The 26,909-nt window shown below is 42.1% G+C and carries 25 protein-coding genes; 4 read left to right on the forward strand and 21 right to left on the reverse strand.

Going from position 1 to position 26,909, the window contains the following annotated elements; genetic code table 11:
* Window positions 1-6: 6 nt before the first annotated feature.
* From L1068_RS16480 to L1068_RS16565, 18 genes are all read right to left on the reverse strand, one after another.
* Window positions 7-471: a regulatory protein RecX gene (locus tag L1068_RS16480; protein ID WP_054981029.1), complete on the reverse strand. Its 465-nt coding sequence runs from the start codon at window positions 469-471 to the stop codon at window positions 7-9.
* Window positions 471-1,286 carry a BPSS1780 family membrane protein gene (locus L1068_RS16485; RefSeq protein WP_237131122.1) on the reverse strand — a complete coding sequence of 272 codons (816 nt, stop codon included), beginning with the start codon at window positions 1,284-1,286 and terminating at the stop codon, window positions 471-473. Before L1068_RS16485 ends, L1068_RS16480 begins: the two co-directional genes overlap by 1 nt.
* A 68-nt stretch (window positions 1,287-1,354) precedes the next feature.
* Complete coding sequence (gene ribA, locus L1068_RS16490; protein ID WP_237131123.1) at window positions 1,355-1,963, reverse strand: GTP cyclohydrolase II RibA; 609 nt, start codon at window positions 1,961-1,963, stop codon at window positions 1,355-1,357.
* A gap of 304 nt (window positions 1,964-2,267) precedes the next feature.
* Window positions 2,268-3,215 carry an AgmX/PglI C-terminal domain-containing protein gene (locus L1068_RS16495; protein ID WP_237131124.1) on the reverse strand — a complete coding sequence of 316 codons (948 nt, stop codon included), beginning with the start codon at window positions 3,213-3,215 and terminating at the stop codon, window positions 2,268-2,270.
* Window positions 3,212-3,715 (reverse strand): biopolymer transporter ExbD, encoded by a 504-nt coding sequence (locus L1068_RS16500; protein WP_237131125.1) that lies wholly within the window; start codon window positions 3,713-3,715, stop codon window positions 3,212-3,214. Before L1068_RS16500 ends, L1068_RS16495 begins: the two co-directional genes overlap by 4 nt.
* Window positions 3,712-4,218: a biopolymer transporter ExbD gene (locus tag L1068_RS16505; RefSeq protein WP_237131126.1), complete on the reverse strand. Its 507-nt coding sequence runs from the start codon at window positions 4,216-4,218 to the stop codon at window positions 3,712-3,714. Before L1068_RS16505 ends, L1068_RS16500 begins: the two co-directional genes overlap by 4 nt.
* Window positions 4,193-4,885, reverse strand: coding sequence for a MotA/TolQ/ExbB proton channel family protein (locus tag L1068_RS16510; RefSeq protein ID WP_237131127.1), 693 nt, complete (start codon window positions 4,883-4,885; stop codon window positions 4,193-4,195). The genes L1068_RS16505 and L1068_RS16510 overlap by 26 nt, the downstream gene beginning before the upstream one ends.
* A 25-nt stretch (window positions 4,886-4,910) precedes the next feature.
* A complete protein-coding gene (locus L1068_RS16515) occupies window positions 4,911-5,207 on the reverse strand; it encodes a hypothetical protein (RefSeq protein ID WP_237131128.1) in 297 nt (98 codons plus the stop codon).
* Entirely contained in the window at window positions 5,200-5,898 is a 699-nt protein-coding gene (locus L1068_RS16520; protein WP_237131129.1) for a hypothetical protein, read from the reverse strand. The genes L1068_RS16515 and L1068_RS16520 overlap by 8 nt, the downstream gene beginning before the upstream one ends.
* On the reverse strand, window positions 5,885-8,677 hold the full coding sequence (locus tag L1068_RS16525) for a tetratricopeptide repeat protein (protein ID WP_237131130.1): 2,793 nt from the start codon (window positions 8,675-8,677) through the stop codon (window positions 5,885-5,887). The genes L1068_RS16520 and L1068_RS16525 overlap by 14 nt, the downstream gene beginning before the upstream one ends.
* Window positions 8,674-10,473 (reverse strand): hypothetical protein, encoded by a 1,800-nt coding sequence (locus tag L1068_RS16530; RefSeq protein ID WP_237131131.1) that lies wholly within the window; start codon window positions 10,471-10,473, stop codon window positions 8,674-8,676. The genes L1068_RS16525 and L1068_RS16530 overlap by 4 nt, the downstream gene beginning before the upstream one ends.
* A 3-nt stretch (window positions 10,474-10,476) precedes the next feature.
* The gene (locus L1068_RS16535) at window positions 10,477-10,995 is read right to left on the reverse strand and encodes a hypothetical protein (RefSeq protein WP_010559586.1); all 519 of its coding nucleotides are present in this window, start codon (window positions 10,993-10,995) and stop codon (window positions 10,477-10,479) included.
* 12 nt (window positions 10,996-11,007) lie between these two features.
* Window positions 11,008-12,147: a DUF3570 domain-containing protein gene (locus tag L1068_RS16540; protein WP_237131132.1), complete on the reverse strand. Its 1,140-nt coding sequence runs from the start codon at window positions 12,145-12,147 to the stop codon at window positions 11,008-11,010.
* Entirely contained in the window at window positions 12,134-12,361 is a 228-nt protein-coding gene (locus L1068_RS16545) for a DUF4266 domain-containing protein (RefSeq protein WP_237131133.1), read from the reverse strand. The genes L1068_RS16540 and L1068_RS16545 overlap by 14 nt, the downstream gene beginning before the upstream one ends.
* Window positions 12,354-12,845 carry a TlpA disulfide reductase family protein gene (locus L1068_RS16550; protein WP_237131134.1) on the reverse strand — a complete coding sequence of 164 codons (492 nt, stop codon included), beginning with the start codon at window positions 12,843-12,845 and terminating at the stop codon, window positions 12,354-12,356. The genes L1068_RS16545 and L1068_RS16550 overlap by 8 nt, the downstream gene beginning before the upstream one ends.
* A 12-nt stretch (window positions 12,846-12,857) precedes the next feature.
* Window positions 12,858-13,505, reverse strand: a complete 648-nt coding sequence (locus tag L1068_RS16555) for an outer membrane beta-barrel domain-containing protein (protein ID WP_237131135.1) — start codon at window positions 13,503-13,505, stop codon at window positions 12,858-12,860.
* Window positions 13,475-14,206 carry an SH3 domain-containing protein gene (locus tag L1068_RS16560; protein WP_237131136.1) on the reverse strand — a complete coding sequence of 244 codons (732 nt, stop codon included), beginning with the start codon at window positions 14,204-14,206 and terminating at the stop codon, window positions 13,475-13,477. The genes L1068_RS16555 and L1068_RS16560 overlap by 31 nt, the downstream gene beginning before the upstream one ends.
* Complete coding sequence (locus tag L1068_RS16565; protein ID WP_237131137.1) at window positions 14,206-16,767, reverse strand: hypothetical protein; 2,562 nt, start codon at window positions 16,765-16,767, stop codon at window positions 14,206-14,208. Before L1068_RS16565 ends, L1068_RS16560 begins: the two co-directional genes overlap by 1 nt.
* 193 nt (window positions 16,768-16,960) lie before the next feature.
* Here L1068_RS16565 and L1068_RS16570 point away from each other — a divergent pair, with 193 nt between their 5' ends.
* From L1068_RS16570 to L1068_RS16580, 3 genes are read left to right on the forward strand one after another with little or no spacing between them, the layout of a single operon-like run.
* Window positions 16,961-18,160: a hypothetical protein gene (locus L1068_RS16570; protein ID WP_237131138.1), complete on the forward strand. Its 1,200-nt coding sequence runs from the start codon at window positions 16,961-16,963 to the stop codon at window positions 18,158-18,160.
* A gap of 1 nt (window position 18,161) precedes the next feature.
* Window positions 18,162-20,588 carry a LamG domain-containing protein gene (locus tag L1068_RS16575; RefSeq protein WP_237131139.1) on the forward strand — a complete coding sequence of 809 codons (2,427 nt, stop codon included), beginning with the start codon at window positions 18,162-18,164 and terminating at the stop codon, window positions 20,586-20,588.
* A 10-nt stretch (window positions 20,589-20,598) separates the two neighbouring features.
* Window positions 20,599-22,179, forward strand: a complete 1,581-nt coding sequence (locus L1068_RS16580; RefSeq protein WP_100913830.1) for a general secretion pathway protein GspF — start codon at window positions 20,599-20,601, stop codon at window positions 22,177-22,179.
* Window positions 22,180-22,205: 26 nt separating this feature from the next.
* Here the strand turns inward: L1068_RS16580 and L1068_RS16585 are convergent, their stop codons facing one another.
* Entirely contained in the window at window positions 22,206-23,165 is a 960-nt protein-coding gene (locus L1068_RS16585) for an FAD:protein FMN transferase (RefSeq protein ID WP_237131140.1), read from the reverse strand.
* Window positions 23,166-23,314: 149 nt separating this feature from the next.
* Between L1068_RS16585 and L1068_RS16590 the strand changes: the two genes are divergently transcribed.
* The gene (locus L1068_RS16590; RefSeq protein WP_237131141.1) at window positions 23,315-24,166 is read left to right on the forward strand and encodes an HDOD domain-containing protein; all 852 of its coding nucleotides are present in this window, start codon (window positions 23,315-23,317) and stop codon (window positions 24,164-24,166) included.
* Window positions 24,167-24,171: 5 nt separating this feature from the next.
* On the opposite strand, the gene iscX is transcribed toward L1068_RS16590, so the two are convergent.
* Window positions 24,172-24,372: a Fe-S cluster assembly protein IscX gene (gene iscX, locus L1068_RS16595; RefSeq protein ID WP_237131142.1), complete on the reverse strand. Its 201-nt coding sequence runs from the start codon at window positions 24,370-24,372 to the stop codon at window positions 24,172-24,174.
* 60 nt (window positions 24,373-24,432) lie between these two features.
* Window positions 24,433-26,592: a S46 family peptidase gene (locus L1068_RS16600; RefSeq protein WP_237131143.1), complete on the reverse strand. Its 2,160-nt coding sequence runs from the start codon at window positions 26,590-26,592 to the stop codon at window positions 24,433-24,435.
* Between the last annotated feature and the right edge of the window lie 317 nt (window positions 26,593-26,909).

Consider the following 26,909-nt stretch of genomic DNA (forward strand, 5'->3'; position numbering starts at 1 on the left):
TACCTCTCATTCGTTTGACGGACTTGTTTGCATTGCAAATTCAATTTGTTCATGATTAAAACCTCGATAGCTCATATAGCGAATGCGCTTCGCTTTTTCTTTAAAATCGAGGGAACTACTTGTATAAGCGAATTTCTTATTATATGCGGATTGGGCCTGCAGATACCAGTCTATTTCTAATTCTTCGACAATAGTTTGTACTAGGTCTGCATTAACCCCTTTTTGATACGCTTCATTTTTAATACGCATCAATCCTAAACCTTTATTTATCTGGCGTCGTACAAAGCTTTCAGCGTAACGCACGTCATCAATAAAGCCATACTCTTCACACCATGCAATTAGCTCTTCAATAAACCCTGTATCTTCACAACGGCTAGTTAATTTTTTGGCGATTTGTGCTTTGGAATATTCTTGTCGAGACAATAACCAAAGCACATAATTTTTTAATTTTGCTTGTTCTTTTTCGGTCATTAAGCATCAAATCTATCGTGATTATCGCTCGGGGTGTCGTCACTGTTTTCAGGTGTTGTTTGCTCAACCATGGCTGACATAAACATCGCTTGAAAAGACACAAAAAATCCAGCGTAAAGAATAGGTAAAATGAATAACAGTGGAATAAACGACAGAAACGCTGCAAATAAGATAAGCCCTGTTGAAATTGCACCAAATACACCCAGTGCTGCCATATTGTGCCAAAACACTAATAGACTGGCTTTAATACACTCTAAAATGCTGTTGTTTTTAGAAAAGTAAACCAAAGGTATAGTGAAAGCAAAACACATGGTATACAGCGAATAAGCCGCAACCAAAACAATAATATTAGATATTTGAATGCTATCAATCACCTGCTGTGCGTGCAGTTGCACTAAATCAACATTCTGTGATTCTACTGCCTGCAAATAAGCATTAATTGGTTCACTTAGGCCTTGGAACAGGGTAGTCGTTAAAAGGGCTAATATAAAGCCGCCAAACAGGTGATACAAACCTAAGCGAAACAGCATTAAACGGCGCCCTGCTTCGCTAAATACGTCAAACAAATCGGTAAACGCTATTTGCTTACCTTGCTGACGATTGAGCATGGCGCGATAAAAGCCTGCAGTAAAAAATGGCATTGCAAGCGCGGCTGGTAATTGAAAAATAGGTGCCACCAAAGCAATTAACGACAACACACCAATAAACAAGTGCATTAAAATAAAGGTACCCGGCTGAGCTTTGAATAACTCCCACCCTGCCTTAAACCAATTTAGTCCTGCTTTCGCCTTAAAAATACGTATTTCTACTGCCATTTTATTTTCTTATAAATGAAAACGCTCCATAAAATGGAGCGTTAATAAATCAACACGATATGCCTATGCTACTTTTTTACTTGCGTTAAATCCAGCATATGTGAACCACGTGAAACTTTTGCAGCCAAATAGGCTTCGTTTCCATCTTTTACGTGTGCAGAAGTGCCTACTTGCTCTGCAACTTCAATACCCGCTTCTGTCAATTCTTTGATCTTGCGTGGATTGTTCGTCATCAATTTTACTTTATCTACACCCAATGCAGTGAGCATTAAGGCCGCATCTCTAAATTCACGTAAATCGTCGGCAAACCCTAAATGATTATTCGCTTCATAGGTATTCATACCTTGCGATTGCAGTACGTATGCATCAATTTTGTTGTATAAACCAATACCACGACCTTCTTGGCGAAGGTATAAAATAATTCCGCCTTGATGGTGCATGGTATGAATGCACTCTTCAAGTTGTTCGCCACAATCGCAACGTGATGAATGAAACACATCACCGGTTAAACATTCTGAGTGCATACGCACTAACGGGTTTTGTTCTTTATCCGCATTGTTAAAAATTAAAGCAACATGCTCTTCACCATCAAGCAAACCATGAAATGAGACGATTTCTGCAGGGATGTTACTTTCTTTGCCAACTTTGAGCTGGACTCTTGCTCTTACTTCAGCCACGACATTTCCAACGAATAGTTTGTAATATTGTAACACTAGGCATTTAGCCGCACTAGCGTGTACGCTTATATTTGTGCATTTTTCACATTTTCAACTGTGGAGGTTGAAACACAAAAAGGCCTTTACTTATTTTAGCAAAGACCGAAACAGCCCTAATATAAGTAATAGACCGTCAGTTGGTTCACTTTCTTGTAAGAAAAATATAAATGGGTAGGCAGATAACATAAAACGCATTGCTCTTTACACTATTTATAAAGAGCAACACGCTAGATTTTACAAAGGCTTATGTTTGAAACTTAATGCGTTAGAATGGTAAGAAATTAAACGAATAATTGAGTTTAGTTTCAGACACCAACTCAGAGCCAAAATTGATCATACGAATACGATTAACCAGTTTTCGCTCTAGTTCCGCATCGTTCAAGTCACTAGATAAGATTTTGCACTCCTTAACTTGGCCATTTCCAGCAACCACAATCTCAACTGTTACTTTACCCTGTAAACTTGGATTTTTACGTAAAGCCCGGCGATAAAGGGTGTAAAAGGCCCCTTGGTTTTTATCAAGTACTGCTCGAATGGCTTCGACTTTACGCTGCTCTAACGCTTCTTCACTAATGCTTTCACTGGCGGTTGCATCACTTTGATAACCCCCTGTTTCAGCCACAACTTCATCTCCTAAAGCCACCAGCGATTTATCTGCGAGCGCTTGTACATTCGCTTTTGCTTGCTGTTCATCGGCAATATTAAGTGGTTGTGTGGCATTCGCTTTTACGCTTACGTCTTCACTTTTAACCGTTTTACGCTTTGCTTGAGCTTTCGTTACCGGTTGCGTTGATGGCGTCAATTTAAAATCATCACGCAACGCGGCTAAATCATCCGCTAATGCAACAAGCCCTGCACGGCTGGCTTCTTCCTTCGCTTTTTCAAGCGCTCGTTTGGTCGGCGTTTTAGGTTTAACTTCAGCCTTTACTTCTGGCTTAACCTCTTTCACCGGCTCGGGCTTTTGCTCAATGGGCTTAACTTCAGGCTTTGGTTTTTCAGGCTTTGGCTCAACTTTAACGCGCTCAATCACACGGGTTAAACTGGGCGGTATTTTGGCTTTTTGTGCCTTAGTTAACTCAGGCAGTTCGGTAATTTTAACAATCACCGCAAACACTAATGTGCAAACCAAAAAGCCATACGTTAAGCGGGTAAATAAACGATTGTCTGAGTTGTTATAAAGCTCAAAACGGGTATTCACTGTGGCGCTTGTCATAATTGCTCACCACCGCTTTTTTCTGCTACTTGCTCTACTGCCAAAGATAAATCACCAAACCCTGCTTGCTGGCAGGTTTGCATAATCTTCTTTAAACGATGATAGGCAATTTTGCCGTCAGCCATAATGGTTAGCGGGCGCATATTATCAACCGCTTCGATTGATTCTGCATACACTTTAAGCGCATTTTCAAGTGGCGAAAATACCTCTTCGCTGGCGTTATCTAAATCATTTAAGTCAGCAATCAATTGCCCTTGTAAGATAAGCGCTTTGTTACTCACCATCAGTACCAAGGTTTCTTCTGCGAGCGCTTGTTTTGACGCTTTAGGTAAATCAATATTTTTATTTGCATCAAGCACTTGTACCGTTGATGAATTAACGATTAAGAAAAACACTAAAATCGTAAAAATATCCATCAGAGAGACTAAGCTCAACTTCGCTTGCTGATTTGCTCTGCGATGATGGCGCTCCATACGAAGTGCTCTTACTGATTTTTTCATAACGCCTCCACCAACGCATCACCTAAGGCGATATCTGGAAACAGCTCAGCATCAACCACCGACGCCACAACTACGGCTTGATAACTACGAACCGTTTCCATCGTTGTAATCAAAGTTTGGTATTCAACGTCTTCGGCAATTAACAAGGTGATGTCTTTTTTATCCACCCCTTTTTCAAGCAATAGATTTTTTACGTCTTTAAGCGCGAGCTGAACTTGGTCAAATGGATACGTTTCATCTTGCTTGGCAAACTGTTTAAGCGGTGCACCAGCTGGGTAGTAAATTGTGATTGCATCATTAGTTACTTCAAGTTGCAGTTCTTTTTCTTTGAGCTGCTCAGCACTTTGATTTGCTAATAATGGTGGCAATTTTAACTGCATCACGGTGATGTGCGAAAACACCATCATCATCAGTAAAACAGGCACAAGCACAATCATCAAACTCATAAATGACGTAATATCCAGCTCAGCATCTTGCCTATTTGGCAACTTGCGGCGAAACATAGTCGTCCCCTTTATCTGTTTGACGTGTTTTTTGCGAAACGAGATTTTGCTTGGTTAATAAATTAAGACACTTTACGCCCGCCATTTCCAAGCCATCAATAATTTCGGTTGTTTTTGTTTGTAATACTGAGTGACAAAGTAGCAGCGGAATTGCAGCAATTAGACCAAACGCTGTGGTATTCATTGCAACTGAGATACTTGCCGAAAGCAATGACGCTTTTTCTGCTGGATCGGCATCAGCAACCGCCGAAAAGGCCGCAATCAAGCCGATAATGGTGCCTAATAAACCAAGCAAGGTAGCAATATTGGCAAGCGTGGCTAAGTAAGCAGTGCGCTTTTCAAGGCGCGGCATTAATTCAAGCACTTGCTCTTCCATCGCATATTCAATTTCTTCACGGCGCTGTGTATGCTCAATACGCTCAAGGCCAGATGAGATAATTTTAGCCACGCCTGCGTTACTTTTTTGATTAAGCACTTGCTTATAATCGCCTTTCGCTAACTGAGGCATTAGCTGTTTAAAGGCTTTTTGATTAGCTAACTTAGCCCCCGTCAGCACAAAAAAGCGCTCTAGGGCAATCGCCAGTCCAATCGCTAACACGATTGCAATCGGTAACATAAAGCTACCACCATCTTGAAAAAATCTGACAACAGTATCGAAACTTTCCATTTTAAACTCCAAATGTAACCGTTAATTATTGGTTATTGTTTTTATTTTGTGATGTATGAAACGCAATCTGACGCTGTAACTTTGCAGGGTCGATTGCGGTAATTTTATGACGCGGCCTAATCGTTAACTTTGGCTTGGGTAGTGTCACTCGTGACAAGTCTTGCCATGGTAAAATTGACATAAACTTTGGCTCTTCTTGTGAGCCCGATATGGTTGTTTGTAGTTCAATTTTTTTGCTTTGAGTAGATTGCTCTTTTGGTGTTTCTTTTGCCACCGAATGCACAGCAAAAAAGAGCAAAATAACACTTATGTATCTAGCCATTTTCGTTTGCTCCGCGCTGTTTAAGTTGGTGCTCTAAATCCACAAGCCATGTCGCAACTTGACGATAGTTTTGAGACTCTTCAGGAACAAGCTTTAAGTATGTGTTATACACCGCCACTGCTTGTTCCTTTTGATCTAAGTAAAGGTCTAACAGAATGCCTTTGTTGATATAACTTGCTGCAAATCCCGGCCAACTTGCGATTGCCGAATCATAAAGCGCTAGCGCCTCGCGAAATTCGCCCTTTTCGCGCTTCAATAACGCCAGTTCATTTGCCGCGTAGTAATTGTATTTGTTAGCGTTTACTGCCGCCTCTAAATATTCTAAATACTGTGTGCTTTGCTCTGCTTGTTTTGCCATGTACGCTAATTGCAAATACGCGCCAGACAGATTTGGATATTGCAACGTAAGGTTCGTGAAATGCTGCTTCGCAAGCGCCAATTTTCCCTCTTTTTTGTAGTTAAGCGCTTTTTCAAACGCGGCTTTTGCATCATCCGATGCGCTTGTTTGCAGGTAATAGTTAGGCGCTTGCAGTAACTTTTCTTTCTCGGTTAAGGGTACCTGCACTTCGTTTGTTTCGGCATGTTGTTCTGCTTGTTTAATAGTTTCTGGAGCTGTTTGACACGCAGCTAACGAAAACAGCAAGACCAATAAGCCACAGCGATTAATAGAAAAAAGCTTAATAAATTGCATGATTTTCTCCGGGCTCAACTTCCTTTTTAGCAAAGCGCGCAGGCATTAGCTTAGCTAAGGCGGTAAGCGTTTTATTGATCCATTCGTCATAAAGACCTGAATGCAGTAATTGATTATTGCGCGCGTACAGCTCTATTGCCTGGTCTTCAAAGGGTATTGCCTGCTCTTCAAGTAACAACTCATATTGTTCTAACGCAAGATCTTTAAGCTGCTTTGGCCTTTCTGACGACATAATATCTTGCGCCATAAGGTGGTAGATTTGTGCAATCTTAAAATTCGCCTGAGTGGAGTACTGGCCAAGTGCGTAATTTGCCAACTGTTGATAACGCTCAAGCGCCACAGCCATATGTTTACGCTTACGCGCTAGACTTGTTTTTAGCGGTACGGTTAATTTACTTTGTTGGTAAACATAAAACGCATCGTTGGCAAATACCTCTGTTGCTTTGGCAGCCTCGATTTTAGCCCAAGTGAGTTCACTCTCGGGTGCAACTTTATAAGCGGCGATAATTTTGTTTAACCAAAAGCGACGTTCACTGACTTTATTTTGTTTTTGATAAATATTTGCCAGTTCCACTTTTGCCTGCAGGTTTTGTGCAAATGGTTTTGGGTAGCGGTGAGCGTATGTACGAAACTGCAGACGCGCATTTTCAATATCGCCCATATTGCGATAATGCTCAGCGCTTTGATAGAGCGAAATACGACGCGTATTTTCATCACTGTGGCTCGTTGCAAGATAGGCGTACTGCGCGGCCAGCTTATCCCCTTGCTGTGTATTTTTATAAATCGCTATTTTTTGCGTTTGCAGCGACTCAATATTTTTTGACGTTGGATAACGCGTAATAAAATCGTCGACCCAACTGCTCGCTTGACTAAATAACTGCAACGATATGAGGTATTGCGTTAAATTGTATTGTACTTGCTCACGGTACAATGTGGATGGCAACAAGGTTAACAGTGCAATGTATTTATCTGCTGCAAGCTGCGGATTAGTCTCCGCCACAGCTTCGGCCTGCTTAATCATACTTTGTGCAAGATTTTCGCGCACCAAAGACGCTTGCTCTGATGACTCTGCTAACAATTGCTTGTATGCACTCTCGGCGCTGGCATAGTCTTGTAAATTGTAATGACTGTGTGCAGCTAACAGCTGCGCTTGATACATTTCAGATTCAGATAAACTAAACTGTTTAACATACTTGGTTAGCAAAACATCATACATTTGACGTTCAAACAATAAATTAAACGCTTGTAATACAACAGTACTTGCCGATTTGTGCGTGCTAAACGTAGTTGCAAACTTAAGCCAATTATCAACGACTTCAACTACAAATTCGTGTTGCGTTTCGTCATCGCGTTGCGATCTTTGTTTATTAGCAAGCTGTGTTTTGTAAATTGATACACCTGCAAACCCGGCATCACTTTGGTATTTGTTCGGCTCGGTTGAATAGGCAATTGTTTGGTACTCAGATAAGGCTTTTTGCCATTGCTGACTTTGATACAAACTTTCAGCTAACAAGTAATGGCTGTCGATATCGCCTCGTTGCTTTAGTTGTAAAGTGTCGAGATAACGCTGATAACCGATAGCGGCTGCGCTAAACGCAGTAATCGCGCTTTCATTTTGCTGAGCAAGTTGTTGCCCTTGATAATAACTGCGATCTGCGTATTTCTTTTCAAGAGTCTTTAACGCAAGATAATGAGCATCTGTTGGCTCAGTAGCTAAATAGGTGCTGCCAACACCAAATTCGCGAATAAATTGCTGCTCATAATCCGTTAGTAATGATTTAAAGTTCGCTTTTTTAAACACCGACATTTGCGCCAAGGCAAAATCTACTTTGTGGTTTGGCTCTGGCGATGTGGTAATAAAGCTCTGATAAGTTTTGGCCGCATCAAGATAGCGTTTTTGCTCGATATAGTAATTTGCCAGCGAGTCAAAATTCATAAAGCTAAACGCTTGCCAACCATACTGCTGATAATGAGAAACCGGATCTTGTTCAAAATCACTATATGAGAAAATCACACTCATAATACGCAATGTATCCGCTACTAAATAACGGTCGCTATTATTAAGCTGTTCGATATTTAGCACCGTCTTACCATCTTGCTCAAGGGCAAGACTAAGTACTTGCGTAAAGCTATTAAGCGATGCTTGATAGTTAAACAATTTGAAATCTGACCACGCCAGCATATAGCGCGATGTACTGACAAGTGGCGAGTCGGGATAACTTTCAACCAGCGTTAGATAACGGTTTTTCGCTTGCTCATACTGCTTTTGGTTAAACATGTATTCGCCTTGGCGGAAAATCAGCTCTTCATTATGGGCAAAGTCAGGATAGTCGCGAATTAGTTCGCTCGTCACATCAAATGCCGCTTGCTGATCCCCTTTTAAGAAATACGCTTTGGCTAATTGATAAAGTACCTCATCTCGCCCCTCTAGTGCTTCAGAGTTTGCCAACAACGCCAAATACTGATTAACCGTATTATCAAAGTAACCCGAATCTTGCGTTACACCTTGTTCTTGCGCTAGTTGCTGTTGTTCTAAGCTTAACTGGGCTAAGCGGCTATTCGCTTGTTGTCGTGCACTTGCTTTAGGTGCAAGCGCGACAATTTCTTGATATGCAGCAGCAAGTTGCTCAGGTGTAGGTGCAGTTTCTGTAACCGTGGTTTGTGGTAACTCTTTCGCTAAGTCGAGTTGTCCCAAAGTGTTACGTTTAGGCGGTTCTGGCTGCGTTAAAAAGCACGCAGTCAAACTCAATGACAATACACTCACAGTTAAGCGCTTCATAATGCGTCACCTTTGCTACTATCTGATTGCATTGCCAGTGCTTCAAGCGCGATACTACGCATCACTTTTAACTTAAATTGGTCATCGGCTAAAAACTGTGATGATGCCGTTAAGTCGTCCAACAGTAGCTGTTGAATTTCAGCGACTTGCTTATTAATTAGGGTATTCACACTTTGTTGATTTAATGCCAATTGTTGCTGCGTTTTTGCCAAACGTTCATTAAGGGCATTAAAGTCCCGTTGCGATTCAATTAATGCTTGGCTGTTATTATATTGCGACTGCGCTTTATCTATCATCGATTGCGCTTGTGCAAGTTGCTGCTTATGCGCTTGGTAGCGCTCGTCAAATTGATAATCTTGCTGCCAAACTAAAATACCTTTTAAGCGTTCTAAACGCGCTTGTTGCGATGCAGTATTGCGAGACGATTTGAGTGAGTCAATTTTATGTTGGGCTGATAAAATACGCTTTTGTGCTTGTAGTTCTGTTTTATTTAATAAGCCACTGCGAGTATTTTTAGCCTTATTTAATGATGCTTGTAACACTTGCAACTTCTGCTGTTGCTGGCGCAAATCAGATAAGTAGTTAGGTAAATTAGTTGCTTGAATAATGCGATTTTGACGAACTGCCTTTTCTTGCAATAACGCAGCATAATTAGTGAGCTGACGCTGTTGCACATTAAATTGCGAAGCTAATTCTGTTAACTCAAAAAGCGCATGGCGTTTTGCATCAAAATCATCACTTAATAATCCAACATGGAGTATATCCATGTAACCTTTAAGCGCAGTGTCATTTTGTAATGTATCGCGCAGCCATGCTGTATTATTAACCTGTTTATTCACCGTATTTATGCGCTTATTAAAGGCGACAAATTGCTGCTCTGCGGCATTTATTGCATCAACAGCGAGAGCAAAACGTTCAGTACTAACAAACACATGTGCTTTAGCGGTTAATGCCTGCTGCTTAGCAAACACATCTCCTCTTGTTGATGCAATAATAACATTCAGTGCCGCCAAGGCTTTGGCGTATTGCTGCTGCATTAATAGGCTCGCAGCTAATCCGTATAAAGCTTCATTAAACCAAAGCGACTGCTGTGACACTTGCGAAAATGCCTGTTCAGCATGCGTTGCTTGGTTATTTTCTAATGCGGCATAACCTAAAGCGAGAAAGCTTCTATCAAGTAATGCATGCTGTTCTTGATCTAATTCTGGCGATGTTAATAATGCCAGCGCCGCATCTTGATTGCTTGGTGCACCAACCAGTACGTTATGGGCAAGGTAGTGATGTAACTGGCTTTCAACGGGCAGTCGCGATAACGCCGCATTTGCCTGCGCAGGGTTACTAAGTGCTAAGCTAAGTCGCCCTTGTAAATAATAAAAGGTGTTATGCCACGCGATATCTTTTGTTGGAGGCGTAATTTCTGATAGCGTTTGCTGTGCGAGCTTTGCGTCGTTATTTGCAAAATAAACCCGCGCTAACTGCAACTTAGCGTAATTCAGTAAGTCTTGGTCTTGCTCACTCAGCAATGCGTTAAAGTCACGTGCTGCCGCCATGTGCAAACCATATGAAAATGCAGCGCCGGCTTTTACAACTCGAGCATCAACACCTTGATGTTCAATGCCTCCTTTCGCATCTGCAATCGCAAATTCGGTGAGTGCTTGCTGATAATTTTGCTGGTATAGCTGATACAAAGCAACACCATAATTCTCGTCACTTACAGCTGCTTGTTGCGTGGAATTGGGTTCAGCATAAGCTTTGACGGCTAACGCGAGCAATGTGATAACAACCAAGGTTCTCATGACTTACTCAATTTCTCGAATAGTGAAATCAGCTTGCTCTTTCGCGCTGTTTGCGCTGATCACCAGCTCAATTGCTTTTGCCTCATCATCTTTATTAAAGGTTAACGTAGCTGCACGTTTAATATCACGACCTTGCGGCCCTTTACCAATAACATAAGCAGTAAGTTGGTGCTCACCTTGTTTCACATTACCTTGGTACAAACGATGTACTCCACCTTTAGCAAGTGCGTTAACTTGCTTTTCGGTATATAGATAATGAGTCGCTAGCTCGTCATCAACCATGAGTTTAATTGAGTCAATGGTGAACAGTTCACTGGCATCCATCGCGACATAGAATGCAATTTGCGTCGCCGGTGGATAAAGTAAATCTTCTTCTAAAATAAAGAGGTCTCGATTGAGCGCAATTGCTTGCTGTTTTAAGTTTTCAATTTGCTCGCTAAGTGGCTTATTATCAACGCTGTACACATTAAGGCTAAGCACAGTGCACAACATAATTAAGGTATTTTTTAGCATGGTTTTCATTGTTACTTTTCCCTAGTACCAAAGCGACACATAAGCTCTTAGCACATTTGCTGAGAAACTATAAAAATCTTCTTGCCCAGGATTATCCGTTTGTAGCACGTTTCTAAAATCGTCATAGTCAAAACGAATATGATCCCAAGCAAAGTTTACGCTGGCACTTTTTATCAAGCTGGAACGATCAAAAGTATGTAAATAATGTGCTTTGAGCCCAATGGTTAAATCATTGAAAGAGCTCATTTCTTTATCACGTGCCATAAAGTTAAACTGATCTTTTCTATCAAACATATCTTGATAAAAGTCGGCTTTGCTTTGCGTGTAATGGCGCACATGAAAATCAATTAACCAATTATCATATAACGCCTGACTGTAACCGAGCTTATAGTTACTGGCACTTATGCCCCAAGTGTCACTAAAATAACGAACTTCACCGTATAGTGCGGCGTTGATTGGCAAAAAATAGCGGGTTCTTAGCGCTGCAGCATTGCTGGTGCGAGTTTCAGGGTAAATCTCGGTAGCATAGCTGTAGCCAAGTGCTGCGGTGTCATCACGATAGCGGTAAGAGCGGTACGGGTTATTTAAATAGCCCTGTTCGGTAATCGCCTCAATATTGAAATCAAAAGTCCAGTTTTTGCTCGCCACTTGCGACCAAGACAATGCATAATTGGCGCGTTTCACTTCTTCACTAAAAAACGCATTGCCGTTTTGCATTACAATATCGTCGCCTTGAGCATAGCTCAAACTAAGTACCGATAAATCACCAAAAAAGCTCTGACTAACAGCCAGTTTGTAGCTTTTTGCGTCGTAATCATTTTCTTGCGATTGACTGTAACCGAGTGAAAACAACGTTTTTTCATTTAGAAAATCAACGCCAACAGATTGCTCGTCACGTTCTTCTTTATAAGGACTGGCCGTTGCCAATACATCAATCGATGCTGAACTTACCGAGTCCACATAATAATTGGCCGAAACCGATACCGCTTTGGAGACTTTTTTACGAATTAAAATCGACGGGCCGTCAATGCTCATGCCGCCACCATCATAACTATGGTACATCGCATCAACACGATCTTCCGGTAATACCGCCGCGCAAATACTTAAACTCACGAACATAAAGCTCGCAGCAAGGTATTTAAATAGATTAGTTACAGCCACAGCCACCACCTGATGTACCTTCTGCACCCTTTGCGCCTTCCCGTGCTTGATAAACATGGTGAATGTAACCCGATTCAACTGCATCGAGCTGCCACTGCATAACCGGTTGTGCAAGGTTTTCACGCTCATACGGTTTTACCCAGGGCTCAAAGCCATCTGTTGCAGCGCAGCCGGTTAGCAATAAAGTAAAAAAAATTGCAATTAATTTATTCACGGATCAATGCCTTAACCATTTTCTTATAGAGCTTCTCATCGCCAGCCTGATAGCCATAATGGACGTAGCGTAAGTTGCTATTGCGGTCAATCACAACCGTTGTTGGCATGGCTTCTACATCGTAAAGCTTGCTAACGGTATTTTGTTCATCAAGCAAAATTGGAAAAGAGACATTTAGTTCATTAATAAACTCTTTTGCCTTTTGGTTTTGCTGTTCCACATTAACACCAAGCACGGTAAAGCCTAAATCGCTGTATTTAGCGTGTAACTCGTCAAGTAATGGCATTTCTTTACGGCATGGTCCGCACCAGCTCGCCCAAAAGTTAATCAGTACAACCTGACCACTTAGCTCTTTTAAGCGCACGTTATCACCGCTTAACGCCTTTAATGTAAAGTCGGGCGCACTTTTATTGAGCTCTGCCGATGTTGCATTGCCCGCAAACATGCTGGTTAGAAATAATGTGATGATTATTACTTTTTTCATTAAACAAATACCTTAGAAATAAACACTTAAGCCAAGCGTAAATGCGAGGTTATGAACAGTTTCAGGATCACCTAAAATGTCGCTTTCAAATACGTAATCGGTCATATCGATTTGCACCGTGACAAAATCGTTCAGCAACATGCGGTAACCCGCACCAACAGATACCGTAAAACGGTCGTCACCACCAAATTCGGTGGTGCCTACGCCTAACGTAAAATAGTAAGCACTATTAAGCGTGAGGTTTTGTGACACGAAGGTTTCGCCCTTAAGGTTATAACCGATACCTAAATCCAGTAACTGATAATCGCGCTCTTCATCTGTCAATAATTTCGCGCCACCGCTAAGCTTTTCGTAGCTTGTTTCTCCGGCAGTTGCTGTGCCGTATTTAAAATAGCTAAAGAAGTCTTCATTGATGTGATACGCCAACTTTGCGCCCACCAGCGAAGTCGATGAAAAGTCAGCAATTGAGATAACGCCACCATAAGCGCCAAATTCAAAATCATCGCTATCTATCTGCGCTTCATCTATATCGGTACGTGCTATTTGCGGGTCAACAACTGGGCTTACTTGTTGCTCATTATTTGCGTTACTTGGCGCTGAAAAAGTCAATGCTAAGGTTGCTAACGCAGTTAGAAAAATACCGTGATACCTAATTTCCACAACTCTAAATCCTCTGTAACATCACGCTCGGTAAGTGCGCTAAAACGTTTGTATTCTGCTTTAAAGACAAAACGACTGGTAATATATGTGTTTAAGCCCACAGTGGCGCTTAATAAGTCTGACTGTCTGGTTTCATCGCCGCCACCAATAATCGGTGTTTTTGGCGTTGTCCAAACCTGACCTGCACCAATACCTAAATAAGGTGAAAAGCGCCAATGGGGAAATGGGTGATGGAAAACCGATAAATCAACTAGTTGATTTTTTGCCACTGAACCAAGTGCATAACTGTACTCTAATTGACTCGATAAATGACGCGTAAAACGCCAACTCGCATTAACTGACTGACTGTTTACACCTTCCAACTGGCCAAGAGCAATACCAAAGCTAAATGTCTGATTTTCGAATGCATCAAGCGTTGCGTCTGTCACTAAAAAAGGCTTACCGTCTAATGTTAAGGTTTCAACTAGCTCTTGTTGTTTAGCCCAGCCTTGTTGCCCATTTTCTAAGGAAATTAAATACCAAGATGTATGGCGCTTAATAACCGTAATGGTTTCGTTTTTTTCTGCGACATAAATGATCGGGTAACCGCGCCCTGCGCCGCTGTGAATATTTAAAAATGGTTCTTTTACTGCTAGCTTTAGCGATTGCGCAGCCGTTTGAAAACTAAACAGTAATGCCAATAGTAAGAGCCACTTCGTCATTACTCTTCCTCACTGTAAAAAGGGCTGTTGGCGTATTGCGCACCGATGTCGAGCCACTGCCAAAGCAGCGACTTTTCCGCCTCTGATAAATAGTTTGCATGGCTGCCTGCTGCGGCGAACAAGGTATTAAAGCGCGTATTTGCAGCGGCGCCGACCACACTCAATGCAGGGCGAATAGTGACTGTAACCTGCTCAATAATCGGGTTACCGTCTTCATCTAAAATTAAATTACCGTCTTCATCGACTAAATAAACTGGATTGCCGTTTTCATCGAGTCTATCGACCAATTTATCAATCAAAATACCGTCAACCAATTCTTGTTCGTTGTCGCTAAAAAACAGTTCACGGTAGGCTATCGCGTGCTGGTTATTCTCGTTTGAGGGTGACAAGCTTAAATCTAACTGTGCTGCGGGTATTTGCGTATCGCCATTTTCATCGCTTGTAATATGGCAATTTAAACAGCGGAAATTTGCCACTTCATCGCCATTTGCATCGAGTTGAGGTCGTGATAATGCAAACAGTGGAGCAATATGCTCGGGAAAATGAATCGATAAGCGGCACAGGTTTGTCCAATTTTGTGCACACGCATCAGTAAGTGGTGATGCCGTTTCAAGGCTTACCAAGCTACCTGTTAAATCAGCCTCTGCGGCAATACCTTCACGCCAAACATCTGGGAAAATTGGCTCGGGGCTCAGCGTGGGTAAGCCAACAACACGGGCAAAACTTTGCGACATAGTTTCACCAATTTGTGCGTCTATATCACCAAAACTCCCTACCCAGCTGGTAGAAGCTGCGCCTAAATTAACACTGTTTTGCTGTGCAACCTTACCATGTGGCAATTCATTGGTACTTTGGTGGCACCCATTACACGTGCGCGTTTCGCCGGCTTTAAGTTGCAGCCAACTCTCGTGACGACCACTAATACGCTGACCATCACGATTTAATAATTCAAGGGAAAACGGCACATCGGCTGGCACTTTGACATACACTGAGCCATCTGGGGCAACTGGCGCGTAACCCAAAATATCACGCATTGATTGACCACTACTTCGACCAAACAACGCGGTAGAAAAGTTATATTCATTTCTATTTGGAATAGACACTGGCTTTATTACTCGTATCGCATAAACGCGTTCGGCATTGACGCTTGGATCTGAAATGGTTGTAATATTTGGGTTTGCAGTATCTTCGCCGGAAAAATCGTACACACTACGAATATGAATACTGCCCATTTGTTCGTTTTGCAAACTTAAATCCGACGGGTATTCAGTCTCAAGTGGAGCATTTTTCGATTCAAGTACCACTACCTCCTCGATTAATTTATTTTGTTCAGCTAACACAACAGGTTTTTGTGTTTTAGTGGTTTCATCGTAAATCCACAAGCCAAATAAATCGGGAGCGGCTTGCGTGTTTTCATCATTTAACAAGGTCTCAGTGCAGGGAATTACATTATCACTATTATTTGGGTCGATAACCTGACACTGACTCCACACCACAAGACTGCGTTGGGATTCATCAAAAATAGGGGTAAACCAGTGATACTTACCGGTAAGTGCCAGTTCACCCTCGGGCGGACTTAATGCGAATAATGACGAGCTAAACGCGGACTGCTGAGTCTCATTACCATCATGAAAACGCCCACTATCCATATATTGTTCGCTATCGAGATAGTAGAAATCTGTGCTTGGTAATTCACTGTCACCAGCTCGCAAACCAATCACTAGTTGCCCATTAGGTGCTTGCTGTAAACTTGCTATCGCCAATTCATTTGGATAATCAGAGTGGGCGCCAAATACGAGCTCTAACTGCTTACCATCTGAATCTATCTGATAAATATGTAAGCCACGATTGCGGCCTCGATGTTCATACCTTACAAACGCAATTTTACCACTTTGTAATACGTGAGGATAAAGGTCGTGACCTTGGCTATACGATATTTGCTTAATATCACTACCATCTTGTTCCATAACATGCAGTGTGAGTGCTTTTTCACGAAAGTTGTCGCTTAGTGCCTGATATTGAGGTTTGCCTTCATCAAGCAGGCGGGCTTTGTTGCCTTGCTGTCGGTTAGAGCTAAATAAAATGCGACCATCCGGCAGGAAAACGGGGAATAAATCATCGCCTTCTTCTGCAATCAATTCATCGCTAATTAGTTTCGTCGTCTTGTCGCTTACTAGGTCATAAAGCCAAATATTCCACTTCGGCTGCATATCATCAGAGGCATCTTCAAGCTCTGGCGCACGTAAACTAAACACTAATTTATTACCATCGGCTGATGCCGACACGTGTTTAATATCAATAGGCTGTTCGAACAATGTGCTAGAAATATTTACTAACGGCGCATCAACACCCGCGAGTTTTTTTAAATAAAGCGCAGCCCCGGGGTTAAAAAGTGTTGGATCAGCTATCGAAAAACTAACAGCTTCACTGCTATCACGAATAACAAATGCAAGGGGAACTTCTTCGGCGATTGGATCTTGTACTTGTGGTTGCTGCTCAACAACGTCACTGCCGCATCCTGTTAGCAGTAACAGTACAAATAATTTTAGCAGCTTACTCACTTCCCTATCCCTATAAAAACAAAACCCTAAAGCGCCACCAAACAAATCATTATTTAGTATTATTTTAGAATGAAAATTTAGCAATATAATATTATTGCACGCAAAGATATTTTTACAATAACTTTTCTTTACCGTTTATGCATTAACAATGTTAACATGCGTACCTCTATCAAGGTCAACTAGCAAAATGGATATGCAACTACCACACAATACAACATCTCCCCATTTATTTAGTAAAACGCTAGTACTGATCTTAGCGATGAGCGCAAATTCGGCATTTGCTGGTGTTGAAGAGCAAGCCAATCGTATACATACCCGGTTAACAGGCGTATCACCGAGCGCTACTGTGCTTGAAAATATGGTCAGTTTACTTGAAGCTGGTAAAGGCGATGATGCGGCTAAACTCGCTATGGAGAATGACGCTTTTTACCGCGTGACGTTAAAAGATTGGGTGACACCGTGGACCAATCGTGACTTTGATGTACACCAACCGCTCAACGATTACACCGCCACCATTATGGGCGTGGTAAGGGATGACTTAGACTTTCGCTCTATCTTATTTGACGACATTATTTATACGGCCGCCGCAAGTGCTAATGTGCCGAATTATTCAATCAGTAATAACGATCATTACGCTGCACTTGAGCAAAGCGCATTTAATTTAAAAGACACGCTGACGCGGCAAACACAATCAAGCGTGACTAATTTACCCATTGAAGCGACGAGCGGAGTAATTACTTCGCGTGCTGCCAGCAAAGCATTTTTTATTGCTGGCACAAACCGAGCAATGTTTCGCTATACCTTTATCAATCATATGTGTACCGACCTAGATGCACTTAAAGATACCAGCATTGCAACTAACCGTATTCGCCAAGATGTCAGCCGCAGTCCTGGTGGCGATAGCCGCATTTTTATGAACTCTTGCAGCGGTTGCCATTCAGGTATGGACCCAATGGCGCAAGCCTATGCTTATTATAATTTCGAGTACGATCGCGATAACGATCTTACTGGCGAGAATGGTCAATTGAGTTACCAAGCCAATACCGTGCAAGGCAAATACCATATCAATAGTGAAACATTTAAGTTTGGCTTTATTACTGAATCCGATAAATGGGACAACTATTGGCGACAAGGGTTAAACCGACGTTTGGGTTGGGATGAACAACTTTCAGGAACTGGTAATGGCGCAAAAAGCTTAGGTAAAGAAATCGCCTACAGTGAACAATTTGCCAGTTGCCAAGTAAGTAAAGTGTTTGAAAAAGTGTGTTTACGCAAAATACAAAATCAACAAGACGCAACTACACTCGCAACAATTACCGATACGTTTAAAAACTCAGGCTACAAACTAAAAACCGTGTTTGCTGCAACTGCCAACTATTGCAAAGGAGATTAACATGCGCATTTTTTTATCGCTTTTGCTAATGGCATTACTGAGTGGCTGTGGCTCAGATTCTGAAGTAAAAGAACAACCAAAACCTCCTATTGATGATTCGGGAGAATTTGTATACTCAGGCCCCGCCGCAGAAACCGCAGACATACAACAGTTTAAAATAGCTGTTTGGGATAACCTTGTTGGTAATGATAAATGTGGTGCTTGCCATAATGAACAAGGTCAATCCCCGCAATTTGCAAGACGCGACGATATAAACCTTGCCTATGGCGCAATTAATGGGTTCATCAATTTAACCTTACCAAAAGACTCATTGTTAGTAACAAAAGTGGCAGGCGGCCATAACTGTTGGCAACAAAGCGATAGCGTATGCGCCGATATCCTGACTACGTGGATAAGCGAATGGGCGCAAACAGATAACACTGCGACCACCATCGACTTTGACGACCCAATTCTAAAAGTCCCCGGCAGCAGTAAAAGCTTTCCTGATTCAAGCGCATTATTTACCACGTATGTTCACCCTATTTTGCAACAAAACTGTGCAAACTGTCACAGTAGCAGTGCGGCATTTCCTGTAGCGCCCTACTTTGCTGAACCAAATGCAGACGCTGCTTATCAAGTTGCACAAGCAAAAATAGATTTAAACCAACCAGAATTATCACGTTTTGTACTACGTTTAGGCAGCGAATTTCATAACTGCTGGTCCGATTGCGAAAGCGATGCAGCCCTTATGCAAAACGCTATTACGCAAATGGCCGATGCAATTCCAACGAACCAAGTTGATGATGCATTAGTACTCAGCAAAGCATTAAAACTCACCGAAGGCATTGTTGCTAACAATGGTAACCGTTTTGAACAACACATTATTGCAAAGTGGGAATTTAAATCAGGCCAAGGATTTACTGCCTACGACACCAGTGGCGTTGAGCCTGCTGCTAACTTAACCTTTAATGGCGATGTATCTTGGGTTGGTGGTTGGGGCATTAAGCTCAATGGAGGCCGCGCACAAGCATCAACTAGCGCGAGCGCGAAACTACACAAAATGCTTACAGCCACAGGTGAATTTAGCCTTGAAGCATGGCTTGTGCCTGACAACGTGACACAAGAAGGCCCTGCACGGATTATTAGTTATTCAGGGGGTGACGATCGTCGTAACTTTACGCTCGGCCAAACACTTTATAACTACGACTTTTTATTACGTGATAACACCACCAGCAGTAATGGCGAGCCGATGTTATCAACGCCTAATAATGATGAAGTACTGCAAGCTACCTTACAGCATGTGATACTGACCTTTGATCCGGTCAATGGCAAACGCATTTACGTTAATGGCAACTTGATATCGCAACAAGAAGATAATCAAGGCGTACTGTCTAATTGGGATGCAAGCTTTGCCCTTGTCGTTGGCAGTGAGACCAGCAGTAATTTTAAATGGCGTGGCCAAGTGCGCATGATGGCCCTTCACAATCGCGCGATTACACCTGAACAAATTGCTCAAAACTACGATGTGGGTGTCGGTGAAAAATTCTTTTTATTATTCTCTGTAAGCGATTTAATCGACTTGCCGCGCAGCTACATCATTGCAGAAGTAAGTCAATTCGATAGTTATAGCTACTTGTTTAAAGAACCATTTTTCCTGTCACTTGATAGCAATGTATCACCGCAAGCCATTGCACTTGAAGGCATACGCATTGGCATTAACGGCAAAGAAAGCCCATTAGGGCAAAGCTTTGCAAACCTTAAAACAACCCTAGGCAGTAATTATTCAAGCCAAACTGGGCAGCCGCTTTCACGCTTGGGCAGTTTAATTCCCTTAGAACAAGGGCCCAATAACGATGAGTTCTTTTTGTCGTTTGATGTCCTAGGTGAGCACCAATTTGTCAGAGTGCCAGGTGAATTACCGCCTTTCCCTATTGAATTTCCAGCTGAGCTCAGCAGCGATATCGGCATAAAAGCATTTTCTGAAATTAACTTTTCAATGGCCCAAATGACGGGGATAAGTACAAAACTTCCTGAAATAGCCCAAACCTATGAACAGTTAAAACAACAGTTGCCTACCGTAAATACACTTGATGGTTTTGTTGCAGCTAACCAAATGGCGATTTCACAATTAGCAATTAAGTACTGTAGTGCGTTTATCGACGATCAGGCTCTGCGTTCAAACGCATTTGCAGATTTCGACTTTAATACAACACCCGATATGGCATTTACGCCTGAGCGCACTTTGCAATTTAGCTCTGGATTATCGCATTATTTGCTTGGCCAAGAACTCGCATCAGCGCCGCAATACGACAGCATGCAACAAGAATTAAACGCACTTATTCAGCGCTTAAATCGCTGCCCTCAAGACTGTGATGCTGCGCGTACTTTAATTATCGCTAAAGCCAGCTGCTCAGCAATCGTTGGCAGCGCAGCAACAATAATTAAGTAATGGAAATGTTATGAAAAAACAAAATCATATTCTCAACCCAGATACACCATTACTGCACCAAGATCACAGTAAACCAATCAGCCGTCGCGATTTTATCGCACAGGGGTTTGCCGCAGGATTAGGCACGTTTTTTAGTGGCTCATTGTTTAGTTTATTCTCAAGCCCACTACAAGCACAAAGTACACTTTCCAGTGATTTAGAAGCGCTTAAACAAAGTTGTGGTATTGCCACCTCTGGTGCTGGAAAAATCCCTTTTATTTGCTTTGATTTGGCCGGGGGCGCAAACATCGCTGGCTCAAATGTGCTGGTTGGCGGACCCAACGGTCAAATGGATTTTTTATCGACCGAAGGCTACAGCAAACTCGGTTTACCAGGCGATATGATCCCACCAATCGCCAATGCACAAACTGGGTTAAGCGATTTTGTTAACAGTGAACTGGGACTGGCATTTCACTCAGACAGTCAATTTTTACAAGGCATACTTGAAAAAGTATCCGTGACTAATCGCGCCAATATTAATGGTGCGGTGATCCCAGCACGCTCTGAAAATGATACTGGCACTAACCCACATAACCCAATGTTTGGCATAAACCGTGTTGGCGCCGATGGCTCACTACTTAGTTTAGTCGGTTCTCGTAACTCCGATTCCGGTGCAAACTCTATGTCACCCGATAGTTTATTTGATGCGGCCAAACGCCCTACCAAAATAGACAGGCCCAGCGATGTTACAGGCTTAGTTGACACCGGTGATTTAGTTGGTCTACTTGACCAAAGTGATGCCGTTGCGGTGATGGAGTCCATTCAACGCATTAGTGATATGAAGCTAAACAGCGTAAGTACGCAAATAAGTCGCGATGATGTACTGAAGGACTTGGTACGCTGCGGTTACGTTAAAACCGCAGATATTACCGACCGTTTTGGTAACCCTGACAACTTGAATCCGATGACAGATCCATTGATCACCGGTGACAATGCCATTTTTACTGCCGAAGAACTTAACCAAGATGGCGAGTTTAGAAAAACAGCCTCGATTATGAAGTTAGTGCTTAACGGTTACGCCGGTGCAGGAACCATTACTATGGGTGGTTTTGATTACCACACTGGCGATAGAGCGACTGGTGAAATTCGCGATTTACGCGCAGGGCGCTGTATGGGCGCATGCTTAGAATATGCCGCAAGACTTGGTGTGCCACTAATGATGTATGTGTACAGTGATGGCTCTGTTGCCAGTAACGGTATGATAGACGATTCGGAATTTGGCCGCGGTAAAGGTGTTTGGACAGGCGACAACTCATCAACTTCAGCGTCGTTCTTCTTGGTCTATAACCCGCAAGGCACGCCACAGTTGTTAGGTGCAACACCCGAGCAACAAGCTAAGCGCCAGCAAATTGGTTATATGCGCCGCGATGCGTCAGTAGAAACCGCATCGGGACCTGCTGCCAACAATGTTAACTTACTGGTTGAAACCGTTATTCTCAATTACATGGCACTGCATGGTGAGCAAGGCAATTTTGCTAATTTATTCCCAATGCATGGCTTAGGTAACGCCCGGTTAATGGATAGCTTAATTGCGTTTGAACCAATCGCGTAATTACCAACGCACTCGGCGACGCCTGTCTAATGGGCTAACAAACCATTTGAAAAGTGCAGTTTACGGTCTTTATCAATAATTAACGCTTCAAAGTGTGGCATTGAATTTATCAATGCCAATCCATCCTTCACACCTAGCACAAAAATGCTGGTCGACAGTGCGTCTGTTATCACACCTTGTTGACCGATAATCGATACACTTTGCACTTTAGCAGCTGAATGGCCGGTTTTGGGGTCAATAATATGATGATGACGTACGCCATCTTGAATAAAGTAACGTTCGTAATCGCCCGAGGTAGAAATTGCTTCATTCTCCATCGGTAATTGAATGGCGTGTTTGCCTTTTTTACGCGGATCTTGAATGGCGAGTAACCACGGCCTGTCTCCGTGTTTGCCAAGTGCTTTGGTATCTCCACCCGCACTTACCAACGCCGAATCTATACCCAAACTCTTTAAAATTGTAATGGCATTATCAACAGCGTAGCCTTTTGCAATGCCGCCTAAATCAATTTTCATGCCCTGCTGCCTTAAATGCACTGTTTGATTTTTGTCGTTTAGCTCGACTTGGCGATAATCGATTAAGGCTTGGTTGGTGTCTCGCACCTGATTACTAGGTGAAATACGCTCGCGATAATTATATAAAAAACCGACACTGGCAAAGGTAATATCGAATGCCCCTTTGGTTTGTGCTGAAATTAGTTGGGCTTGTTTGATTAATAGATACAACTCATTACTGATTTTAACTGGTTGGATTGCCGCATTTTTATTCACACGGTAAAGCTCACTGCTATTTATGTAGGGGCTCATTAACTGATTAATTCGTTCCATTTCGTCAAAAACGGCCTCAATGGCGGCCTCACCATGGCTTTTATCATGATGCCAAAGTGTTATTTTGACGGATGTGCCCATAATAGCTTTTTCATCGGATAGCCATTCACCGTAACAAAAAAGCGGGAAAATCAGTAATATGAGCAGTAACTTTCGCAAAACCAAGCCTAACATTTAAAATTGAACAAATTTGCGTTCTATTATGCGCAAATATTTGATAATGATAAACGTAATTCCTTTGATTTAGCTCTAACATGAGAAATAAAGACCAAGTATAATGGCGCCACTCGTTGATTAAGGTGCTTATAATGATCGAAATTGATAGTAAGGTTCTTACTGATCTAGAATCTGGCTTTACGATTCCCCCAAAACCTGAATTACTGCAATCACTGCAAACTGAATTAAATAGTGATTCGCCAGAAATTAACAATATTGCCAACATTGTGGCTGGTGATGTAGCCATCGCCGCTATGGTATTAAAGGTTATTAACTCCCCTTATTACGGCCTTGCCAGAACAATAACCGACATTAAACAAGCGGTTATGTTTTTAGGTTTGGAAGGCATAACTAATTTAGTGACAGGCTTTTTACTTGAAAAAGCATTTGATCAAGACAAATGCTGCATTCGACTAGAGCGCTTTTGGGATACCGCAAGTGAAATCGCAGCTGTCTCCACCTTGATTGGTAAAAAACTTAAAGCAAAAGTGCCAACCGAAAATTTACATATGGTGGGGTTATTTCACGATGCAGGCATTCCTGCGATGGCGATGAACTACGCAAATTATGTTGAGGTACTGGAGGAGTCTAACCGCAATTACCATCTATCTCTTGTTGCGCGTGAAGAAACGGCGTACCGCACAAATCATGCTGTAATCGGTTACTTTTTGGCTACCAGTTGGAACCTTCCAAAGAATATTTGCCAACTTATATTACGTCACCATGACGATGCGTATTTAGACACACCTACTTTTAGCCAAGACCAACTCACCTATGCAACGCTGAAAATGGCTGAAGACATAGTGCACGTAAATCGTCGCTTTGTGCATTCACCTGATTGGCCTGATATGCAAGAGAAAGTGTTAACCGTGCTCGACCTTGATGAAGAAGATTACCAAGATATAAAAGAAGATGCGGAAGAGCTTTTTCATAGCTTAGCCTAAGTTATTTAGTCATATTCCTCAATCCAAGCCATTTGAATTGCTTCTAATATTCGTTCTCCACAATGGCTTGGATCGTCATCGAAATCTTCTAACGCAAGCACCCAATCACGTAAGTCGGTAAACCTAATTTCACGTGGGTCAACCTTGGGGTGTTCATCAAGTAACGCCAGCGCAATGTGCTGTGAGTCAATCCATTTTAATTGCATTGTGTTTACCTCATAAAAAAGGAGGCATACACCTCCTTTTAAATTTAGTAGAAAGATTGTTTAACGCACAATCTTCATTTCATCTAGTAAATTCTGCGCGTTATCAACCTTATCCATAACCCAAAGCATATAACGTGAATCTACGTGGATTGAACGATTTAAGTTTGCATCGTAATCCCAGTCACCAATGATACTTTCATACACACCGTCAAACAGTAAACCAACAAGTTCTGCGTTACCATTAAGCGTTGGTGAGCCTGAGTTACCACCTGTTGTATCAACGTTAGATAAGAAGTTTACTGGTACTGTGTTCATACCACCTGTGTAATCACTGTATTGCTTTTGCTTGATTAAGTCATTTTGCTTTTTCGGTGAGTTAAATGGTTCAACGTCGGTATTTTTCGCAAGCAGACCTTCAAGTGAAGTAAACGGCGTTGCAACTAGTCCGTCTTGCGGTGAGTAACCACCTACTGTACCGTAAGTTACACGTAATGTGCTGTTTGCATCTGCGTATACTGGCTTATCAAGTGATTTGTTGTACGCAATAATCGCTTCCATTAATGCTGGACGCGCCGCCTGCATTTTACCTACAAGCTCTTTATCTTGATCTTCAATTGACTTCATTACACTGAAAATCGCTTTTGCGTATTTCACAAATGGGTCGTTACTTTGATCAAGCTGCGCAAGATCTAAATCCAGCATCCATAAACGCGCTTTTTCATCAGCTAATTTAGAGTTTGCATACATGTCATCTAGCATTGCTGAATGCTTAGCTTTATTAAAGCCACTTTCTAGTTCCAAAGCACTATCTACCTCAGTAATACGCTCATTTGCTGGTAGTGCAGCATATAGCTCTAAGAAGTGAAGTAGAATTGCTTTATCAACTGGCTCGGCGTAACGACGGCTCATGCTCTTAAGACGCGCTTCGATACGCGGTAAGTCACGCTCTTGATAACCGCTTTCGCGCTCTGCGTCTGGCTTTTGCTTTTCAACAGCTAAACGATACAACATACGCGCTGTTGAAATCATTTGTGAGCGGTGAACGTAACCAAGCATACGGTCGCGTTGGTTATGCTTTTGAGACTCTGCAACAAGCGCTTCTAAATCAGCTAATACGTTACCGTATTTTGCTTTGCGTTCGTTATCGCTGTTGATCCATGCTTGTAAATCTTGTTCAAATTGTTGCTTACGCGTATACATAGAACCTTTTTTAAAGCTCTCTATCATTGAACCATAGTTCTTGATGTAGTTGTTGTAGCCAGCAATCGTGCTTTCGTATGCGATACGCTCTTGCGAACCTTCAGGTGCATTTTCTTCGATTAGCTCAACGTATTTAGAGTTGTGCTTGCGCGCAAGTGGATATGCAGTGTTAAAAACATAATCCACTTCAGGTGATACGCGGTAACGATTAGTACGGCCTGGGTAGCCAGTTACCATAACAAAGTCACCTTCTTGCACGCCTTTAGCGCTAACGCTTAAAAATGAGTTAGATTCAAACGGTACGTTGTCTTTTGAAAACTCGGCAGGTTTGCCATCTTTACCAACATACGCACGATAAAATGCAAAATCACCTGTGTGACGCGGCCACATCCAGTTATCGATATCACCGCCGTATTTACCCACGCCCATTGCTGGTGTGTAAGCTAAACGCACGTCTTTAATTTCAAGCGATTTAATTAGGTAATACTCTAATCCACCGTGGAACGTATAAACATTACAGCGGTAGCCTTTGTCTTCTTCACATTCAGCAACAAGTGCTTTACGGTTTGCATCAATGGCTTCGTAGCGCGCTTTACCAGTAAGTGTTTCAGTGCCTTTTTTCACGTTAACCGTTACATCCGTCACTTCTTCAGTAACATACACACGTGAACCTGGCGCTGCTGGTAAATCTTCAGATGGTTTTTTTGCTAAAAAGCCATTTTCTAAAATGTTATTATCAGTAGTTGAATTGTACTGAATAGAACCATAAGCACAGTGGTGGTTAGTAACTACCAAACCTTTTGGCGATACAAATGATGCTGTACAACCGCCTAAGCTGATTACGGCATTCATTGGGAATTCGGTAAGCTTTGAGATTGACTTAGCCTCGATTGCTAAACCTTTTGATTTAAGAATATCTTCTAATTCAGGTAATTGATGTGGTTGCCACATACCTTCGTCGGCAAATGCTGTGCCTGCAAAACTAAATGCAAGTGCAGCTGCGATCGCTTTAATGCGCATTGTGCGTTTCCTTTTTTATCAGTATTTTTTGTAATAATGTTACATTATCACTATGTCTTAAAGTCACTTCGCGAGTCAATATTTTGCGATACAATCGTCACGAATTTTGTAACGGTAAGTAAATGATTACGTACAAATAAAAAAGCCGCGATAAACGCTAACACTGATCAGTTAAGCATTTGATCGGTTGACTGATCCTGAGCTCAAGTGAAAATACCCTCAAGCAATTTGTTTGAGGGTATTTTTTATGTTGGAACACTGACTTATCGATGTGGATGATTTCGCTTCCCCTGACTCACTCGCTCTTTTTCAAAAAT

The organism is Pseudoalteromonas sp. MMG024 (genome assembly GCF_021654175.1).
Lineage (GTDB): Bacteria > Pseudomonadota > Gammaproteobacteria > Enterobacterales > Alteromonadaceae > Pseudoalteromonas.